The 21859-nt window shown below is 65.4% G+C and carries 2 protein-coding genes; both read right to left on the bottom strand.

The genetic code is table 11. From position 1 onward, the window contains the following. Positions 1-2: 2 nt before the first annotated feature. Positions 3-7784 (bottom strand): amino acid adenylation domain-containing protein, encoded by a 7782-nt coding sequence (locus tag J1N02_RS26880; protein WP_421148020.1) that lies wholly within the window; start codon positions 7782-7784, stop codon positions 3-5. Positions 7785-7787: 3 nt separating this feature from the next. Then, on the bottom strand, positions 7788-21818 hold the full coding sequence (locus J1N02_RS26875; protein ID WP_421148019.1) for a non-ribosomal peptide synthase/polyketide synthase: 14031 nt from the start codon (positions 21816-21818) through the stop codon (positions 7788-7790). Between the last annotated feature and the right edge of the window lie 41 nt (positions 21819-21859).

Raw genomic sequence — 21859 nt, 5'->3', positions numbered from 1 at the left:
CCTCAGGAAGTCAATTTATCCAAATCTTCTGCTGATAGACGTTTGAGAGCCTCCAAGGATTTAGCCAATGCGTCCTGCACCGGCGAATTATTTGTCTGCTGGCCTGCCACATAGGCGCTGAAATCGGCCAGGGTCGGGGTGGTGAAGATCGATTTGACGTCGAATTCGGCATGCAGCTGCTCGCGCAGGCGCACCACCACCTGGGTCGCCAGCAGCGAGTGCCCGCCCAGTTCGAAGAAGTTGTCGTTCAACCCCACGCGCGGTACCGCCAGGACTTCGGCCCAGATCGCGGCGATCTGCTGTTCCAGCTCGCTCTGCGGCGCGACGTACGCCCGCGCGTGCAAGCTGGCGTCCGCCTCGGGCAAAGCCTTGCGATCCAGTTTGCCGTTGGGGCTCAGAGGCATCTGCTCCAGCAGCACCCATTGGGCGGGCACCATGTAGTCCGGCAACTGCTGGGCAAGATGGGCGCTGAGCACATCGCGCCAGTCGTCCCCGGCGTTTTGCAGCACCAGGTAGCCCACCAGGTATTTACCGTCGACCGCCAGCACGGCGGTCTCGCGCACCCACGCGTGTTCCAGCAGGCGCGCTTCGATTTCCCCCAGCTCGATGCGCAGGCCGCGCAGCTTGACTTGATGGTCGATACGCCCGGCGTATTCGATCACGCCGTCTGCGCGGTAACGTGCCAGGTCGCCGGTACGGTAAAGGCGCTCGCCCTGGATGAACGGGTGGGCGACAAAACGTTCGGCAGTGAGTGCCGGGCGGCGGTGGTAACCCCGGGCCAGGCCGATGCCGCCGAGGTACAACTCGCCGAGCACGCCGACCGGTACAGGTTCAAAGTGGCTGTCGAGGATGTAGCAGCCGAGGTTGGCGATCGGGCGGCCAATTGGCACCGCATCGCGGCCTTCGTCCACGCAGGTCCAGTGGGTCACGTCGATGGCGGCTTCGGTCGGGCCGTACAGGTTGTAGAGACCGGCCTGGGGCAGCTTGGCGAAGACCTGCTGCTGGGCGTCCACCGGCAACGCTTCACCACTGCACACGATGCGGTGCAGGGTATGGCAAGTCGCAACCGTCGGCTCCTGCAGGAAGGCCTGCAACATCGACGGGACAAAGTGCAGCGTGGTGACCTGCTCGGCATTGATCAGGCGCACCAGTTTGCTCGGATCACGATGATCCCCCGGCGCGGCGACCACCAGGCGCGAACCGGTCATCAGCGGCCAGAAGAACTCCCACACCGACACGTCAAAGCTGAACGGGGTCTTTTGCAGCACCGTGTCGCTGACGTCAAGGCCGTAGGCTTCCTGCATCCATTGCAGGCGGTTGGCCAGGGCTGAATGGCGGTTGCCGGCGCCTTTGGGTTGGCCGGTGGAACCCGAGGTGTAGATCACGTAGGCGAGGTTCTCGCCGTCCAGGGCGATGCCTGGGTTGGCGTCGCTGTAGCCCTCGAAGGCAGACTTACCCAGCACCAGGGTTTCCAGGCCTTGGGGAATCGGCAGCTGCTCACGCAAATGCGCCTGGGTCAACAGCAGCTTCACACCGCTGTCGTCCAGCATGTAGGCCAGGCGTTCGCGCGGGTATTCCGGGTCCAGCGGCACGTAGGCGCCACCGGCCTTGAGCACCGCGAGCAGGCCGACCACCATCTCGATGGAACGCTCCACTGCCAGGCCCACCAGTATGTCCGGCCCTACGCCGGCTTCGATCAGGCGGTGGGCCAGGCGGTTGGCGCGGCGGTTCAGCTCGGCGTAGCTCAAGCGCTGCTCGGCAAATACCAGTGCCGTGGCGCCTGGCGTGCGCGTCACCTGCTGTTCAATCAGCTGATGCACGCCGTGCTGCAACGGGTAGTCCCGCGCCGTGGCGTTCCAGTCCTGTACCACTTGCCGGCGTTCGGCCACATCGAGCATCGCCAGTTCGCCGAGGCGCTGCTGGCCGCCCTCGAGCATGGCTTGCAGCAGGTTGAGCAGATGGCGGCCGTAGGTTTGCACCGTGTCCGGGTCGAAGTGCGCACGCGCAAAGCTGAACTGCACCGACAGCGTGTCACCGACGTCCACCAGCACCGTCAGCGGGAAGTTGGTCTGCTCGCGGGACTCCGGCAGGCCAAAACGGATACCGCTGCCGCCACTCTGTTCCAGGGCCTTGGACACCGGGTAGTTCTCGAACACCAGGATATTGTCGAACAGGGCTTCACCGCCCTGCCCGGCCCAGCGCTGGATATCGTACAGCCCGGTGTGTTCATGCTCGCGCAGGGCCAGGTTCTGCGCCTGCACCCTTTGCAACCAGTCGGCCACGGTTTGCTCGCCCTCCACTGCGCAGATCACCGGCAGGGTATTGATGAACAGGCCAATCTGCTGCTCCACCCCCACGAGGTCTGCCGGGCGCCCGGCCACGGTGGCGCCGAACGACACCACCGCCTGCCCGCTATGGCGCTGCAACAGGACCAGCCACGCCGCCTGGACCAAGGTGTTGAGCGTGACTTTATGGCGGCGGGCGAAGGCCTCGAGGCGACCCGTCAGCGGGCGATCCAGGCTCAGCGCGTGCTCGCCATGCCCGTCCGTCGCCATGGGCTGGCTGCGGCCCAGGCGAGTCGGCGCTTGCAGTGCACTCAACTGCTCGCGCCAGAAGGTTTCGGTCGCACCGGCATCACGCTGCTGCAACCAACCGATGTAATCGCGATAGCGCCCGGCCGCTTCGGGCACCGCCACGCCGGCGTAACGTTGCAGCACTTCACCGAACAGGCGCGAATTGCTCCAACCGTCCATCAGGATGTGATGGCTTGTGTAGATCAGCTCATGGCGGTGCTCGTCGGTACGCACCAGCACCAGACGGACCAGGGGCGCCTTGGCCAGCTCAAAGCCCTGGCGACGCTGGGCTTGCTGCAGGTCTTGCAACGCCAGCTCAGGCTCCGGCATGGCGCGCCAGTCGAGAAGCTCGATGGGCAGCCGGGCCTCGCGGTACACCACCTGGCATGGCCACTCCAGCTGGCCCTCCCAGAAAAACCCGCTGCGCAGCACGTCATGGGCCTGCACCGTGGCATCCCAGGCCTGCTGGAAGCGCGCCACATCCAGGCCCTCGGCCGTCACGCGGATCTGGTTGATGTAGTCGCCGGCGGCCTGTTCGTACAGGGTGTGGAACAGCATGCCCTGCTGCATGGGCGACAAGGTGTAGATGTCGTCAATCCCATCGGCGGCCAGCGGCAAGGACTCAAGCTGATGCTGGTTCAGGCGTGACAACGGGAAGTCGGAAGCCGTCACGCCGTGATTGCCGGGGGTGCAGCAATGTTCCACCAATGCCGTCAGCTCACGGCTGAAGGCCTGGCTCAAGGCGTCGATCTGCGCGGCCTCGAACATCAGCGGGCTGAAGGTCCAGCCCATGTGCAGTTCACCGCCGAATACCTGGCCGTTGAGGGTCAGCCAGTTGCCCAGCGGCGCCTCCGGGCTCTGCTCGGCTCCGGCGCTTTCCGCTGCGAGTACAAACAAACCGTCCGGCTGGTCAAAGCTGGCGTCGATCTGGCCCAGGTAATTGAAGGTGATGCGCGGCACCGGCAACGCGCTGAATGCCTGGCGCGTGGCCTCGTCGCCGAGGTAGCGCAGCGCGCCGAAGCCCAGGCCCTTGTCCGGCACGGCGCGCAGTTGCTCCTTGATCTGCTTGATCGAGGCGCCAAGGGATTCGGCCGGGGTCAGGCGCACCGGGAACAGGCTGGTGAACCAGCCCAGGGTGCGGGTCAGGTCGATATCCTCGAACAGGTCTTCACGGCCGTGGCCTTCCAGTTGGATCAGGCTGGAAGCCTGCCCGGTCCACTGGCAGATGACACGCGCCAGGGCGGTCAGCAGCAGATCGTTGATCTGGGTGCGATAGGCCGCAGGCGCCTGTTGCAGTAATTGCCGGGTGTGCTCGGCGTCCAGTCGGCTGACCACTGTCTGCGCCAGGCGGCCAGGACGCGCGCCATGGGGATCACGGCAGGGCAGATCGGTAGGCACGTCCTGGAGCTGTTGCAGCCAGAAGTGTTTTTGCGGCTGTACCGCTTCGCTGCGGGCATGGGCCTGCAAACGCTCGGCCCAGGCCTTGAACGACGAGGTCTTGGCCGGCAACGGCTGTTGGCGGTAGAGGCTTTGCAGGTCCTCGAGGAACACCCGCCAGGACACGCCATCCACCACCAGGTGGTGCATGACCAGCAACAGGCGCTGGGAACCATCGGCCAGTTCAGCAAGCACCGCACGCAACAAGGGCCCCTGTTGCAGGTCGAGGCTGCGCTGGGCTTTTTCGCACAGCGCGGCCAGCTCGTCGGCATCCGCCACCGTGGCCTGCCACAACACCTCAGGGGTGGCGGCTGCATGCTCGGCCCGCCACCCTTCGGCGGGCTGGCTGAAGCTCAGGCGCAGCCCATCGTGGTGGTGGACGATGGCGTGCAAGGCCGCTTGCAGTCGATCTGCCCGCACCGGCTCGCGTGGCACCAGCAGCAAGGACTGGTTCCAGTGGTGGCGCTCCGGCAGGTCCATCTCGAAGAACAGCTGCTGGAACGGCAGCAACGGCGTCTCGCCCTGCACCGGGCCCTGGTCAAACACCTGGGCAACCTGCAACTGCGCCACCCGCGCCAGGCTGCGCACGGTCTGGTGCTGGAACAACGCCTTGGCGGTGAAATGGATACCGGCGGCGCGGGCGCGGCTGACCACTTGGATCGAAATGATCGAGTCACCGCCGCGCTCGAAGAAGTTGTCGTTCAAGCCCACCTGTTCGACACCCAGCACCTCGGCCCAGATCGCCGCGATCTGCTGCTCCAGGGCACTTTGCGGGGCTTCGTAGTGATGGGTGGCTTCGGGTTTGGGCAGGGCCTTGCGGTCGAGTTTGCCGTTGGGGCTCAGGGGCATTTGCTCCAGCAGCACCCACTGTGCCGGGACCATGTAGTCCGGCAGGTGCTGGGCCAGGTGGGCGCCGAGGACTTCGCGCCAATCATCGGCAGCGTCCTGCAGCACCAGGTAGCCCACCAGGTATTTACCGTCGACCGCCAGCACGGCAGCCTCACGGACCCACGCGTGTTCCAGCAGGCGCGCTTCGATTTCTCCCAGCTCGATGCGCAGGCCGCGCAGCTTGACTTGATGGTCGATACGCCCGGCATATTCGATCACGCCGTCTGCGCGGTAGCGTGCCAGGTCGCCGGTGCGGTACAGGCGCTGGCCCTGGATGAACGGGTGGGCGACAAAACGTTCGGCAGTGAGTGCCGGGCGGCGGTGGTAACCCCGGGCCAGGCCGATGCCGCCGAGGTACAACTCGCCGAGCACGCCGACCGGTACAGGTTCAAAGTGGCTGTCGAGGATGTAGCAGCCGAGGTTGGCGATCGGGCGGCCAATTGGCACCGCATCGCGGCCTTCGTCCACGCAGGTCCAGTGGGTTACGTCGATGGCGGCTTCGGTCGGGCCGTACAGGTTGTAGAGCCCGGCCTGGGGCAGCTTGGCGAAGACCTGCTGCTGGGCATCTACCGGCAACGCTTCACCGCTGCACACGATGCGCTGCAGGCTTTGGCAGGTCGACACCGCCGGATCCTGCAGGAAGGCCTGCAGCATCGACGGCACGAAGTGCAGCGTGGTGACCTGCTGTTGATTGATCAGGTTGATCAGCCTGGCCGGATCACGGTGATCACCGGGCGCTGCAACCACCAGGCGCGAACCGGTCATCAGCGGCCAGAAGAACTCCCACACCGACACGTCGAAGCTGAACGGGGTCTTTTGCAGCACCGCGTCGCTGGCGTCCAGGGCATAGGCTTCCTGCATCCAGTGCAGACGGTTCAGCAATGCCGAATGACGGTTGCCGGCGCCTTTGGGCTGGCCGGTGGAGCCCGAGGTGTAGATCACGTAGGCGAGGTTTTCGCCGTCCAGGGCGATGCCTGGGTTGGCGTCGCTGTAGCCCTCGAAGGCAGACTCGCCCAGCACCAGGGTTTCCAGGCCTTGGGGAATGGGCAGCTGTTCACGCAAATGCGCCTGGGTCAAAAGCAGTTTCACCCCGCTGTCGTCCAGCATGTAGGCCAGGCGTTCGCGCGGGTATTCCGGGTCCAGCGGCACGTAGGCGCCACCGGCCTTGAGCACCGCGAGCAGGCCCACGACCATTTCAATGGAGCGCTCCAGCGCCAGGCCGACCAGCACGTCCGGCCCTACGCCGGCTTCGATCAGGCGATGGGCCAGGCGGTTGGCGCGGCGGTTCAGCTCGGCATAACTGAGCGACACCTCATTGAAACGCAACGCCGGTGCATCCGGCTGCGCCTGCACCTGGGCCTCGATCATCTGATGCACCCACTGCCCTTGGGGGTAGTCGCGCGCGGTGGCGTTCCATTGAGCGAGTATCTGCTCGCGCTCAGCGGCGTTGAGTGTCGCCAGGTCGTGCAAGGGCAATGCAGGATTCGCCACGGCCGCCCGCAACAGGCTCAGCCAATGTTCGGCCATGCGCGCGACGGTGGCGGCGCCGAACAGGTCGGTGGCGTAGGTCAGGGACGCCCAGATCGCGTCGCCGCTTTCCTGGGTATCCAGGCTCAGGTCGAACTGGGCGCTGTGGCTGTCCCATTCCAGGTTGGCCACGCGCAGGCCCGGTAACTGCTGCGCGGCGGCGGGGGAATTGGCCTGGTGGTTGAACATCACCTGGAACAGCGGGTTATGGCTCAGGCTGCGCTCCGGTTGCAGGGCTTCCACCAACTGCTCGAACGGCAAGTCCTGATGGGCCTGGGCCTCCAGCGCACGGCGCTTGGTCTGCTGCAGCAGCTGGGCGAAGCTCATGTGGCCATCGAGGTCGGCCTTGAGCACTTGGGTATTGACGAAGAAGCCGATCAGCGATTCGGTCTCGACCCGGTTGCGGTTGGCAATTGGCACGCCGATGCGGATGTCCTGCTGGCCGCTGTAGCGGTACAGAAACGCCTGGAACGAGGCCAGCAACAGCATGAACATCGTCACGCCTTCGCCCTGGGCCAGGGCTTTCAATCCTGCCACCAGTACCGGTTCCAGCGCGATGTCCAGACGCGCGCCACGGAAGCTCTGTTGCGCCGGGCGGGGCTGGTCGAACGGCAATTCCAGCACCGGCTGCGTGCCGCTGAGCAATTCGCGCCAGTACGCCAGTTGACGGGCCTTCTCCCCCGCTTCCATCCAGCTGCGTTGCCACAGTGCGTAGTCGGCGTACTGGATCGGCAGCGGCGCCAATGCACAGTCCTGGCCCTGGCTGTAGGCGGCATAGAGTTGCATCAACTCCTGAACCATCACACCCATCGACCAGCCATCGGAGACGATATGGTGCTGCACCAGCACCAGCACGTGCTCGTTTTCAGCGACGGTAAGCAGGCTGACGCGCAGTAGCGGGCCTTGCTGCAAATCGAACGGGCGGGTGATTTCGGCTTCGACGCGGGCCTTGAGCAGGGCCTCGTCGACCGAGCTTTCAGCGATCTCGATCACGCCGTGGGCCAGTACTTCCTGGGAGCGCTGTTCATCATCCAGGTGCAGGCGCGTGCGCAGGCTTTCATGGCGCACCGCGAGGGTGTCGAAACTCTTTTGCAGCGCAACCTTGTCCAGGCGCCCGCTCAGGCGCAGGGCGCCCGGTACGTGATAGGCGGCGCTGTCCGGGTCCAGTTGCCAGAGAAACCACTGCCGTTCCTGGGCGTAGGACAACGGCAGCTTCCGGCCGTCCTCGCGGATCGAGGCAATCGGCAGCTGGGCGAAGCTCATGCCCCGGCTTTGCAGGCGCTGGTAGAACTGCTGGCGCTGTTCCAGAGGCAGGCGAAGAAAGCGCGAAACCAGATCGATATTAGGGTTGGAAAGCATGGGTCAAATCGCCTCTAGTTCGCTCAAAAAGTCACGAAGATCATCAAAGTCTTCCGCGCTGCCGGCGCGGAAGGTGGCAGCCGCCTGCACATAGGCGCGCAGCGTTTCAGTCTGGAACACTTCCACCAGCGGCACTTCCAGGCCCAGCTCGGCCTGGACCCTGGAGGTGATCTGGATGGCCAGCAGGGAGTGGCCGCCCACTTCGAAGAAGTTGTCGTTCAAGCCGACCTGCGGCAGGCGCAGCACCTCGGCCCAGATCGTGGCGATCTGCTGTTCCAGCTCGGTCTCGGGCGCCACATAGGCCTGTTGCATAAGGCTCGCATCCGGTTGCGGCAGGCCCTTGCGGTCGAGCTTGCCGTTGGGGGTCAACGGCATTCGCGCCAGGAAGATGAAATGCGCCGGGACCATGTAGTCCGGCAGGCGGGCCTTGAGTGCGCGACGCAACGCGTCACGGAACTCGGCTTCGTTGGACGGGGCGGACACCGGAACCACATAGGCCACCAGCTGTTTTCCGGTCGGGCCGTCCTGGGCCACGACCACCGTTTCACCGACGCTGTCCTGCTCACGCAGGCGCGCTTCGATTTCCCCCAGTTCGATGCGGAAACCACGGATCTTCACCTGGTGGTCGACGCGACCGAGGTAATCCACCACGCCATCCGGACGGCCACGGGTCAGGTCGCCGCTGCGATACACGCGGCTGCCCGGCGTGCCGAACGGGTCCGGCACGAAGCGTTCGGCGGTCAGCGCCGGGCGTTCCAGGTAACCACGGGCCACGCCCTCGCCGCCCAGGTACAGCTCACCGGCGACGCCGATGGGTTGCAGGTTGAGTTGCGCGTCCAGCACGTAGCCGCTGCGATTGCCCAGCAGCGTGCCGATTGGCGCGTAGACGGCGCCGCAGGGGTCGCCCTTGCGCGCCTTCCACAGCAACGGCGTGACCACGGTTTCGGTCGGGCCGTAGCCGTTGAACAGGTAGGTCGGCTTGAGCGCGCGCCAGGCCAGGTCATAGCTGGCCTGGGCCACCGCATCGCCGCCAAAGCAGTACACCCGCACCTTCGGTGGATTACCGTCGCGCTCGGCATGCTCGGCCAGTTGTTGCAGGTACACCGGCGGGAACACCGCCATGGTCACGTTGTGACGGTGCATCTGCGCGTAGGTGTACTCGGGCAGCCACAGGCTGTCGTCACGGACCAGCACGCTGGCGCCGTTGATCAGCGGGTGCATCCAGCCTTCGTGGGAACCGTCGAAAGCGAAGGACATAAAGTGCAGTTCGCAGTCGGCCGGCGATGTTTCATAACGCTCGCCGGTGGCGATGATGTGCGCCACCAACGGGCCGTGGGACACCGCCACGCCCTTGGGCAGGCCGGTGGAGCCGGAGGTGTAGATCACGTAGGCGAGGTTGTCGCCGTGCAATTTTACCGCCGGCGTGGTGTCGCTGTAGTCGGCCCACGCCTCGGTGCGATCGATGGCCAGCGTCTGCATGCCGTCGGGAATCGGCAGTTGCGGCAACGCACTGGTGTGGGTCAGCAGCAGTTGCGCGCGGCTGTCCTGCATCATGTACAGCAGGCGATCACGCGGGTACTCGATATCCAGCGGCACGTAGACGCCGCCGGCTTTCATCACCGCGAGGAACGCCACCAGGCTCTCGGCACTGCGCGGCATGGCAATCGCCACGCGCACTTCGGGGCCGATGCCACGGGCGACCAGGGCATGGGCCAGGCGGTTGGCCTGGCGGTCCAGCTCGCCATAACTCAGGGTTTGCGCATCGAACTTGACCGCCACCGCAGCGGGGTTTTCGGCGGCGCGGTCGGCAACCATTTCGTGTACCAGACGCTCGGCCGAGAAGCCGGCGTCGGTCTGGTTCCACAGCTGCAGGATATGTCGTTGCTCATCCTGGCCCAGCAGGTTGAGTTGACTGATGGATTGCTGTTGATCGGCAACCATCGCCTGCAACAGGTTCTGCCAGTGGTCGGCCATACGCTCGATGGTCGCTGGGGCAAACAGATCGGTGGCGTAGCTCAGGGAGGCACGCAGGGTCGCCTGGCTTTCCTCCACGTCCAGTGCCAGGTCGAACTGGGCCACGCCTTCATCCCAGCTCAGCACTTCGACGTCCAGTTCGGTGAGGCGTTGCAGGTGATTGGCTGCCGAGGTCACGCGATGGTTGAACATCACCTGGAACAGTGGGCTCAGGCTCATGCTGCGCTCGGGCTGCAGCGCTTCGACCAGCTGCTCGAACGGCAGGTCCTGGTGGGCCTGGGCTTCGAGGGAACGTTGGCGTACCTGTTGCAGCAGTTGCACAACGCTCATCTGCCCGTGGATATCGGCCTTGAGCACCTGGGTATTGACGAAGAAACCGATCAGCCCCTCGGTTTCCAGGCGATTGCGGTTGGCGATCGGCACCCCGACACGCACGTCTTCCTGGCCGCTGTAGCGGTGCAGCAACGCCTGGTAGGACGCCAGCAGCACCATCGGCAACGTCACTCCGGCGCTCTGCGCCAGGCGACGCAAACCGGCCAGCAGCTGCGGTTGCAACTCGATGCCCAGGCGAGCGCCGCGATGGCTTTGCACGGCCGGGCGCAGGTAGTCGAAAGGCAATTCCAGCACAGGCTGCACACCGCCCAACTGCTCATGCCAGTAGGCCAGTTGACGGGCCTTCTCTCCCGCCTCCATCCATTGGCGCTGCCACACGGCATAGTCGGCGTACTGGATCGGCAAGGCCGGCAGGGCTGGCGTCTGCCCGTGGCTGAAGGCGGCGTACAGTTGCACCAGCTCCTCGACCATCAGTTGCATCGACCAGCCATCGGAGACGATATGGTGCTGCACCAGCACCAGCACATGTTCGTCCTCGGCCAGGCGCAGCAACCGGGCCCGCAGCAACGGCCCGCGCAGCAGGTCGAATGGCTGCGCAACGACGTCAGCCACCCGTGCCTTGAGGCCGGCTTCATCGGTGTCGACCAAATCGATTTCAATCAGGCCCGAGTCTTCAATCACTTGGACCGTACCGGCGGCGTCCTGGCGCAAATGGGTGCGCAGGCTTTCATGGCGTGCCAGCAAGGTGTCGACGCTGCGTTGCAGCGCCGCCAGGTCCAACGGGCCTGTCAAACGCAGGGCGCTGGGGATGTGGTACGCGGCGCTTTCGGGGTCGAGTTGCCAGAGGAACCATTGACGTTCCTGGGCATACGACAGCGGCAACGGCTGGCTGCGATCGGCCTTGAGCAGCGCCGGCGCGAGCACGCCCTCCTCACCCAGGGCCATCACGAAGTCACCCAGCAACGGGTGTTCGAACAGGGTCTTGAGCGCCACTTCCAGCGCCAGTGCCTGGCGCACCCGCGATACCACCCGCGTGGCCAGCAGCGAATGCCCGCCCAGCTCGAAGAAATGGTCGTCAAGACCGACCTGGGGCACGCCCAGCACCTCGGCCCAGATCGCCGCGACCTGTTGTTCGCGCGGGGTGACGGCGGCCACATGGCTCTTCAGCAACAGGCGGGTATCGACCTTGGGCAAGGCCTTGCGGTCGAGCTTGCCGTTGGGGGTCAAGGGCAGGCTGTCGAGGAACATCAGGTGCGCCGGCACCATGTAGTCCGGCAGGCGCTCACGCAATGCCGCTGTGTAGGCTTGCGCCGGCTGTGCCGCAGACGTCACCAGGTAGGCGATCAAGCGGTCGTTGTCGGCCAGCACCACGGCTTCGCGAACGCCTTCATGCTCGCGCAGGCAAGCTTCGATTTCGCCCAGTTCGATACGGAAGCCGCGTACCTTGACCTGATGGTCGACCCGGCCGATGTACTCCAGCACGCCGTCGGCACGGTAGCGTGCCAGGTCGCCGGTGCGGTACAGGCGCTCGCCCGGCGCGCCGTACGGGTTGGGCACGAAACGTTCGGCGGTGAGGGCTGGCCGCGCGTGGTAGCCGCGTGCCAGGCCGACGCCGCCGATCAGCAGTTCGCCGGCCGCACCCACCGGGCATGGACTGAGTCCGGCATTGAGGATGAACAACGCGGTGTTGGCGATCGGGCGCCCGACCAAAGGTTGCGCCTCCAGCAGGCGATGGGCCGCCGACCAAATGGTGGTTTCGGTGGGACCATAGAGGTTCCATACCGGGCCTTGCAGGTCGAGCATGCGCTGGGCCAGATCGGCCGGCAGCGCTTCGCCGCCGCACAGGCACTTGATACCGCGCAGCACGTCGGCACGTGGGCTTTCCAGCAGCATGCGCCAGGTGGACGGCGTGGCTTGCAGTACGCTGGCGGATTGGGCGGTGACCAGATCGATTATCGCCTCCGGGTCGAGCGCCAGTTCCTGACCGCTCAGCAGCACCGTGGCGCCGACTGTCAGCGGCACGTATAGCTCCAGGGCAAAGATGTCGAACGAGAACGTCGTCAGCGACAGCACCCGCGCCTGCGCGCCGATGTCCAGGGTGCCGACCATGCCGCAGGTAAAGCTGCACAGCGCCTGGTGCGGCACCATCACGCCCTTGGGCTTGCCGGTGGAGCCGGAGGTGTAGATCACATAGGCCAGGTGTTGTGGCGTGACGCTGACCTGCGGGTTGTGTTCGTCACCGCCGGCGTCCTCGACCAAAAGCACCTGCAGGCCTTGCGGTTGCACCAGGCGCCCAATCAGCGGCGACTGAGTCAGCAGCACCTGGGCGCGGCTGTCTTCGAGCATGAAGGCCAGGCGCTCCGCCGGGAATTGCGGGTCCAGCGGCACATAGGCGCCACCGGCCTTGAGGGTCGCAAGCAGGCCGACCACCATGTGCAGGGAACGCTCCACATGCACCGCCACCCGCACGTCCGGGCCGACGCCCGCCGCGATCAGGCGATGGGCCAGGCGGTTGGCGCGGCGGTTGAGTTCGCTGTAGCTCACGGCCTCGCCATTAAATTGCAGCGCGATGGCGTGCGGCTGTGTCAGGGCTTGTGCTTCGAACAACTGGTGGACACAGCGCTCGCGTGGGTAGTCGACGCTCGTGTGGTTCCAGTCTTCGACCATCTGCTGCCATTGCGATGGGCTGAGCATCGCCAGTTCGTCCAGGGCCTGGGAGGCATCGTTGACCACTGCGCGCAGCAGGTTCTGCCAGTGCACGGCCAGGCGCTCCAGGGTGGCGGCGTCGAACAGGTCGGTGGCGTAGGTCAGGGATGCCCAAAGGCCGTCGACGGACTCCTCGGTTTCCAGATTGAGGTCGAACTGGGTCGTGTGACCGGCCCAATCCACCGGCTGCAGAGCCAGGCCAGGCAGTTGCACCGGGCCGGCGCGCAGGTTGTCCTGGTGATTGAACATCACCTGGAACAACGGGTTATGGCTGAGGCTGCGTTCCGGTTGCAGCGCTTCTACCAGTTGTTCGAACGGCAAGTCCTGATGGGTCTGGGCTTCCAGGGCACGTTGCTTGACCTGGGCCAGCAACTGCTCGAAGGCCATCTGCCCGTGCAGGTCGGCCTTGAGCACCTGGGTGTTGACGAAGAAGCCAACCAGACGCTCGGTTTCCAGGCGATTGCGGTTGGCGATCGGCACCCCGACACGGATCTCGGCCTGGCCGCTGTAGCGGTGCAGCAACGTCTGGAACGACGCCAGCAGAAGCATGAACAAAGTCACGTCCTGGCGCTGGGCAAGTGCCTTGAGCTCGGCCACCAGGGCGTTGTCCAGATGTACCCGCCGACGCGCACCGCGATGGCTTTGCACCGCCGGGCGCGGGTGGTCCAGGGGCAGTTCCAGCACCGCGTGTTCGGTGCCCAGGCGTGCACGCCAGTAATCGAGTTGGCGTTGTTTCTCCCCGGCCGCCATCCAATCGCGCTGCCACACGGCATAGTCGGCGTACTGGATCGGTAAGGCCGGCAACGGCGCCTGGCCTTGATACAGCGCCAGCAGTTCGTCGACCATCACTTGCATCGACCAGCCGTCGGAGATGATGTGGTGCTGGGTGATCACCAGCACATGGTGCGCGGCCGTGATCTCCAGCAGCATGACGCGCATCAGCGGACCGTTGAGCAGGTCGAACGGGCGTTGGATCTCTTGCGCGACCGCCTGCTCGATGGCCGAGTCTTGCACCTGCTGGCGTTGGATCACCATCGCCAGGTTGGGCTGGATGACCTGCCAGGTGTGCTCAGCCTCTTCCACGAAGGTGGTACGCAGCGGTTCATGACGCTGCACCAGGGCCTGGAACGCGTGCTCCAGTGCCGGGATATCCAGCTCACCGCGCAGGTGCAATGCGGTCGGTACGTGGTAGGCGGTGCTGCAGGGATCCAGTTGCCAAAGGAACCATTGGCGTTCCTGGGCGAAGGACAGTGCCAACGGCCGGTCGCGCCCCAGCGCCACCATCGAGCTGGCAGTGCCGGCCTGCAACCCTGCGCAGGCCGCCGCGAACGCTTCCAGCGTCGGCTGCTCGAACAACGCTCGCAACGGCACGTCCAGCTTGAGGTCGTGACGCACGCGGGAGATCACCTGAGTGGCCAGCAACGAATGGCCACCGCGTTCGAAGAAATGGTCATCGAGCCCCACCTGCTCGACGTGCAACACCGTTTGCCAGATCGCCGCCAATTGCATGTGCAGCGGGCTTTGCGGAGCGCGGTAGGCGTGTCGCGCCTGGCTCAGGTCCGGCAGCGGCAGTGCGCGGCGGTCAAGCTTGCCGTTGTTGTTCAACGGCAGGGCATCGAGCACCAGCCAATGCCCCGGCACCATGTAATCCGGCAAGGACTGGCGCAAGACCGCCGCCAGCGCCTGGGTATCCAGTGATTGGCCGTGGGCCGCGACAACGTACGCGACCAACTGCGTACCGGTGGCACTCGGCTGCGCAACGACGGCAGCTTCGCGCACCCACGGCAGGGCTTGCAGACTGGCCTCGATTTCGCCCATTTCGATACGGAACCCGCGGATCTTCACCTGATGGTCGATACGCCCCACGTACTCCAAGGCGCCCGCCTCGTTGTAACGGGCCAGGTCGCCACTGCGGTAGAGTCGCGCACCGGGAACCGTCGAAAACGGATCCGGGAGGAAGCGCTCGGCGGTCAACGCCGGGCGGTCGAAGTAACGCTGGGCCAGGCCGAACTCGGCACCGATGCACAGCTCGCCGACGCCATCGGTGGCCAACAGCTCGAAACCGCTGTCGAGTACATACAGCGAGCGACCATCGCTCGCCCGGCCAATCGGCACACCGAACGCATCACTGGCATCCGCCAGTTGGCACTCATGCACGCTGGACACCACGGTGGCCTCTGTCGGCCCGTAGGTGTTGACCAGGCGCACGCCGCCCAGGCCGGCCGCGTGCCAGGCGCGCAGCCCTTCCACCGACATGGCCTCGCCGCCCACATGCACCTGGCGCAGGTTACCCAGGGCGCGACCATCGGCCGCGCACTCCTTGGCCAACAGGTACCAGTAGGCCGCCGGCAAGTCAGCCAGGGTCACGCCCTGCTCGACGATTTCCCGTGCCAGTTGCCCGGCATCCCACAGTTCATCGCCACGCATGATCAGCGCGGCGCCCACACACAGCGGCGGGTAGCACTGTTCGACAAAGCCGTCGAAACTGAAGGTCGCGAACTGCAGCACGCGGTCCTCTGCACACAGTTGGCTGTAGACCTCGGCGCTGTCGCAGAATTGGCCGAGGGCCGCATGGTCGATGGCCACGCCCTTGGGTTGGCCGGTGGAGCCCGAGGTGTAGATTACGTACGCCAGATCGGCAGCGGCAGCGTGGGTGAGTGGGTTGCTGACAGGGTAGCCGGCCAGCTCGGTACCGGAGACGGTGAAGTCCAGACGGGCCAGCCCTTGCGGCAGCGGCAGGTCGGCCAGCAACCCGGCTTCGCTGAGCAACAGGTCCAGGCGGCTGTCCGCCAGCATGTAGGCCAGGCGGTCGGCGGGATAGTTCGGGTCCAGGGGCACATAGGCCGCACCGCTTTTGAGCACGGCCAGCAGGCTGACGATCAGTTGCGGGCCGCGCCGCGACGCCAGGCCCACGCGCTGGCCCGGGCCCGCGCCCAGTTCCAGCAGGCGATGGGAGAGCCGGTTGGCATGGGCATTGAGCTGGGCATAGCTCAAGCGCGCTTCGCCAGCCTGTACCGCCAGCGCGTCCGGTGTGGCAGCAGCCTGGGCCGCAATGCGTTCGTGCACGCGCAGCTGGCGTTGGGCAGCGCCCGGCGACTGGCTCAGGGCAAGCACGTCGCGCTGTGCGGTGGCGTCAAGCAATTGCAGGTTGCCAAGGGACGCCTGGGCATCCGCGAGCAACTGCACCAGCAGGTGGTGCAGGTTGGCGCTCAAGCGTGCGACCTGTTCAGCGCTGAACCGCGCCCGGTCGTAACTGAACTCCAGGCGCAGGCTGGCCCCCAACTCAATGCCCAAGGTCAAAGGGTAATGGGTGCGTTCATGGTTGTGAATATGGCCAAACGCCAGGCCTGCGGGTGCGCCCTGCTTCAGGGCCTCGGCCACAGGGAAGTTTTCGAACACCAGCAAAGTGTCGAACAATGCGCCCTGCTGGCCGGCCCAGCCTTGTATGTCGTACAGCGGCACATGCTCGTGGTCACGCAGGCTGAGATTCAGGGTTTGCAACTCGTTGAGCCATTGGGCGGCCGGTTGGGCTGGCGAAGGCGTACTGACGATAGGCAGCGTGTTGATGAACAGGCCCAGTTGCTGCTCGATCCCCGGCAGCGGTGCCGAACGCCCGGCGACAGTCGCGCCAAAGGCCACGCAATCCTGACCGGTGTAGCGCTGCAGCAACAGGCTCCACGCTCCTTGCAGCACCGTATTGAGAGTGATTTTCTGGCGACGGGCGAACTCGCCGAGGGCCTGTGTGAACTCGCCCTCAAGGATCAATTGATGCTCAGCCGTGCCCAGGCCATCGACCGGCGCGCGCAGCGCTTGCGCGAGCAAGGTGGGTGTTTGCAACGGCGCCAGGGCGGCTTTCCAGAACGTCTCACCCGACGCTTGCTGTTGCAGCCAGCCGAGGTAATCGCGGAACTGCCCCAGCGGCGCGGGCAAGGCCTGGCCGGCATAGTGGGCGATGACTTCACCCAGCAACTGGGCGTTACTCCAACCGTCCATGAGGATGTGGTGGCTGGTGAAGATCAGATGCCAGGCGTTACCGGCGCCCCGCACCAGCATCAGGCGAAACAGCGGCGCAGCATTAAGCGCGAAGCCCTTCTCGCGTTCAGCCTCGGCAAGCGCATCGAAGTCGGCATCGATGTCTTCGATCACGTGCAACTGCACGTCGACCTGACGCTGGATGACTTGATGGGCACTGTCCAGGCCCAGCCAGTGGAAGCTGCTGCGCAGAATGTCATGGCGGTCCAGTGCCGCCTGCCAGGCGCGGCCGAACGCCAGCAGGTCGAGGCCGTCGATATCCACGCGCAACTGGTTGATGTACGCCTGGGCTTCTGGCGCGTAGAGGGTATGGAACAACATGCCCTGCTGCATCGGCGACAGCGGATAAAGGTCGGCAATCGCCGGCCCCGCCACGGGCAACGCGTCCAGTTGCTGTTGGGTCAAGCACGCCAGTGGGAAGTCCGAAGGGGTAACCTGCCCTGCCGGGGTGGCTCGGCAATGCTCGATCAAGGCCTTGAGCTCTGCCGCGTAGTCATCCGCCAACTGCTGCACAGTCGACACCTCGAACATCTCGCGACTGAACCCCCATTGCAGCGCCAGCTCACCGCCGTACACCTGCCCTTCCACCGTCAGCCAATTGGCCAACGGTGCCTCGGCATCCTGGGCGTGGCCGCTGCCCTGGGTAGACGGTACAAACAACGCGGATTCGTTGAACTGGCGGTCGAACTGGCCCAGGTAGTTGAAGGTAATGCGTGGCGCGGCCAGGTTCGCCAGGGCTTCGCGGGCCGCAGGCGGGCCGAGGTAGCGCAGCAGACCGTAGCCGATGCCTTTGGCGGGCACGGCGCGCAGCTGCTCCTTGACCGACTTGATCGCGGCCGACAGCTCGCCGTCGGCTTGCAGGCGTACCGGGAACAGGCTGGTGAACCAGCCCACGGTGCGGGTCAGGTCGACACTGTCGAACAGGTCTTCGCGGCCATGGCCTTCCAGCTGGATCAGTGCGGCGGCCTGGCCGCTCCAACGGCTGACCACCCGCGCCAGGGCGGTGAGCAACAGGTCGTTGACCTGAGTACGGTAGGCCGCTGGCGCGTCCTGGAGCAGTTGACGGGTGTGTTCGGCGTCAAGGCGTATTTCGAGCTTGCTGCCCACGCGGTTTTGCAGGCCGCCCTGGAGGTTGTCGCACGGCAAGTCCGCGTCCGCCGTCTGCGCCTGCCAGTACGCCAACTGGTGGTCCAGCGTAAGGGCATGGGCTTGCAACTGTTCGGCCCACAGCTGGTAGGCGCTGGTCTTGGTCGGCAACGCTGCCTGGCGGTAAGCCTGTTGCAGGTCTTCCAGGACGATGCGCCAGGACACGCCATCGACCGCCAGGTGATGGATCACCAGCAGCAGGCGCTGGCTGCCATCGGCCATGCTCACCAACGCGGCACGCAGCAGCGGGCCTTGCGCCAGGTCGAGGCTGCGCTGGGCCTCATCGCACAGCGCCGACAGCTCATCGTCGCTGCTGGCTTGTGCTTGCCACAGGCCCGGCGCGGTGACCGGCGCGGCATAGGCTTGCTGCCAGGTGTCGGCCTGTTGCACAAAACGCAGGCGCAAGGCGTCGTGATGGTTGATCACCTGGGTCAGGGCGGCTTCCAGGCGCGCCGGTTCCAAGCGCTCGCGCGGGGTCAACAACAACGATTGGTTCCAGTGGTGACGCGCGGGGATCGCCTGGGCGAAAAAGCCTTGCTGCACCGGGGTGAGGATCACCTCGCCGCGGGCGGGACCTTGGTCGATCACGGCGGTGTGCTCGAAGCCGGCCACCAACGCCAGGCTGCGCACGCTCTGGTACTGGAACAGGTCGCGCGGGCTGAGGCGAATCCCCGCCTGGCGCGCGCGACTGACCACCTGGATGGAGATGATCGAATCGCCGCCCAGTTCAAAAAAGTTGTCGTCCAGGCCCACCTGCTCGACGCCGAGCACATCGCTCCAGATCGCCGCCAGGGCTTTTTGCAGGTCGTCTTGCGGCGCGATATAGGCCTGTTGTGGCGTTGCATCCGGTAACGGCAGGGCCTTGCGGTCGAGCTTGCCGTTGGCGGTCACCGGCAGCTTGGCCAGGGGCACCATATGGGTCGGTACCATGTATTCCGGCAGGCTGCCGAGCAGCCAGGCCTTGAGGTCGGTGGGCGTCTCGCCCTCCAGCACCAGGTAGGCCACCAGTTGTTTGCCGCCGTGTACCAGCACCACCGCCTCACGCACCGCCGGGTGTTGCATCAGGCGTGTCTCGATTTCACCCAATTCGATGCGCAAGCCGCGCAGCTTGACCTGGTTGTCGAGACGGCCAAGGTATTCGATCACACCGTCGTCACGCTGGCGCACCCGGTCGCCGGTACGGTACAGGCGCGCGCCGTCACCAAAGGGGCTGGGCACAAAACGTTCGGCGGTCAGCGCCGGACGGCGGTGGTAGCTGCGCGCCAGGCCGGTACCGCCCAGGTACAGCTCGCCGGCCACGCCGGCAGGCACCGGGTTGAGCTGCGCATCGAGCACGTAGGTGCCGAGGTTGGCAATCGGACGGCCGATGGGCACGGCGTCACGGCCTTCGTCGATGCAGGTCCAGTGGGTCACGTCGATGGCCGCTTCCGTCGGACCATAGAGGTTGAACAAACCGGCCTGGGGCAGCTTGGCGAACACCTGCAGTTGCGCGTCCAGGGGCAAGGCTTCGCCGCTGCAGACAATGCGCTTGAGGCTTATGCAGGCCTGCACGCCCGGCTCATGGATAAACGCCTGGAGCATGGACGGCACGAAGTGCAAGGTGGTGATCCCGTGCTCGCCGATGGTCTCGATCAGGCGCGCCGGCTCGCGGTGTTCGCCAGGGGCGGCGACCACCAGGCGGGCGCCGGTCATCAGCGGCCAGAAGAACTCCCACACCGACACATCAAAGCTGAACGGGGTTTTCTGCAGCACCGCGTCACTGGCATCCAGGCCGTAGGCCTGCTGCATCCAGCACAGGCGGTTGACCAGTGCGCGATGGCTGTTGCCGGCGCCCTTGGGCTTGCCGGTGGAACCGGAGGTGTAGATCACATAGGCCAGGTTCAGCGCGTGGATGTCGACGGCGGGCGCTGCGACGCTGTAAGCGTCGAGCCAGCCGGGCGCCTGGTCGAGGCGCATCACCCGAATGCCTTCGACAGGCAGCAGTGGCAGCAGGCTGTGCTGGCTGAGCAGCAGCTGGATGCCGCTGTCTTCGATCATGTAGGCCAGGCGTTCCTGGGGATATTCGGGATCGAGGGGGACGTAGGCGCCGCCGGCCTTGAGCACGGCCAGCAGGCCGATGACCATCTCGATGGAACGCTCAACGCAGATACCCACCAGCGCATCAGGACCGACCCCGTGGTCGCGCAAGGCATGGGCCAGCTGGTTGGCACGGGCGTCGAGTTGCGCGTAAGTCAGCGTGGTCGCGCCGAACACCAGCGCCGGCGCATCCGGCGTGCGCTGTACCTGGTCTTCGATCAGGTGATGAATGCCACGTTCGGTGGGATACGCTTGTGCGGTCTGGTTCCAGGCGTGCACCTGCCTCTGTTGCTCATCGACGGCCAGCATCGGCAACTCGCCGATGCGCTGTTCGCCATCGGCCACCATGGCCTGCAACAGGCTGATCCAGTGGCGTGCCATCCGCGCGATGGACGGCGCGTCGAACAGGTCATTGGCGTAGGTCAGCGCAGCGTGCAGGGTGCCGGACTTTTCATAGGTGTCGAGGGTCAGGTCGAACTGGGTGGTGCGGCCTTGCCACTCCACCAGGGCCAGTTCCAGGCCGGAGGCGGTGCTGACCGAAGCGATGTCGGCCACCACCGGCTGATGGTTGTACATCACCTGGAACAGCGGCGTATGGCTGAGGCTGCGCTCGACCTTCAGGGCTTCCACCAGGCGCTCGAAGGGCAATTCCTGGTGCGCCTGGGCGCCAAGGGCGTGCTCCTTGATACCTTGCAGCAACTCGGCGACCCGGGTTTGCCCGCTCAGCTCAGTGCGCAGGACTTGTGTGTTGACGAAGAAGCCGATCAACCCTTCGACTTCCGTACGGTTGCGGTTGGCGATCGGCACCCCGACGCGGATATCGCCCTGGCCGGTGTAGCGATGCAGCAACACATTGAAGGCGCCGAGCAGCAGCATGAACAGGGTGGCGTTGTGCTGTTGCGCGCAGGTGCGCAACTGCGCGGCCAGCGCCGGCTCAATCGCGAAGGTGTGGCGGGTGCCCTGATAGCTGGGCATGGCCGGGCGCGGGCGGTCCGTCGGCAGTTCCAGCACCGGGTGCTCGTCGCCCAGGCGCGCCTGCCAGTAGTCCAATTGACGAGCCTGCTCCCCGGCTTCCAGCCAGCGGCGCTGCCACAGGGCGTAGTCGCTGTACTGGATCGGCAGCGCCGGCAATGGCGGCGCTTCGTTGCGCTCATGGGCGTCGTAGAAACGAATGAACTCGTCGATCAACACGTTCATCGACCAGCCATCGGAGACGATATGGTGCAGGGTCAGCAGCAGTACGTGCTCCTGGGCATCGAGCTTGAGCAGTTGCACACGCAGCAGCGGGCCGTGTTCCAGGTCGAACGGCAGCAGCGATTGGCGGGTGGCCGCATCGTTGACGGCGTGTTCGCGTTCGGCCGCGGCCAACGCCGTCAGGTCCAGTTGCTCAATGGCCAGCGACGGCTGTACGGCCACCTGCATCAGGCGCTCATCGGCCTGGCGCTGGAACACCGTGCGCAGGGTTTCGTGCCGGTCCACCAGGCTGGCAAACGCCTGCTCCATGGCGCCCAGGTTCAGCGCACCCTTAAGGCGCACCGCGCCCGGCAGGTTGTAGGCGCCACTGCTCGGGTCCAGTTGCCAGAGAAACCACATGCGCTGTTGCGCATAGGACAGCGCCTGGCGGTCCTCTGCCTCCACGCCGGCCGGAATCGGAAACCGCGAAAAATCCACCCCTTCTTTCTGCAGTGCCTGCAGGAACAGCTGGCGCTTTTCCAGGGGCAACCCGATAAACCGGCGAGCAAGTTTCAAGGAGTCTTCAGCATTCATTTGTTGGAGTCCGGAGCAATAGGCAGGAAGCACAAAGGCAC

Source organism: Pseudomonas sp. NFX5, assembly GCF_049132125.1.
GTDB classification, from domain to species: domain Bacteria; phylum Pseudomonadota; class Gammaproteobacteria; order Pseudomonadales; family Pseudomonadaceae; genus Aquipseudomonas; species Aquipseudomonas marginalis.
This window is presented reverse-complemented; position numbering and strand designations above follow the sequence as displayed.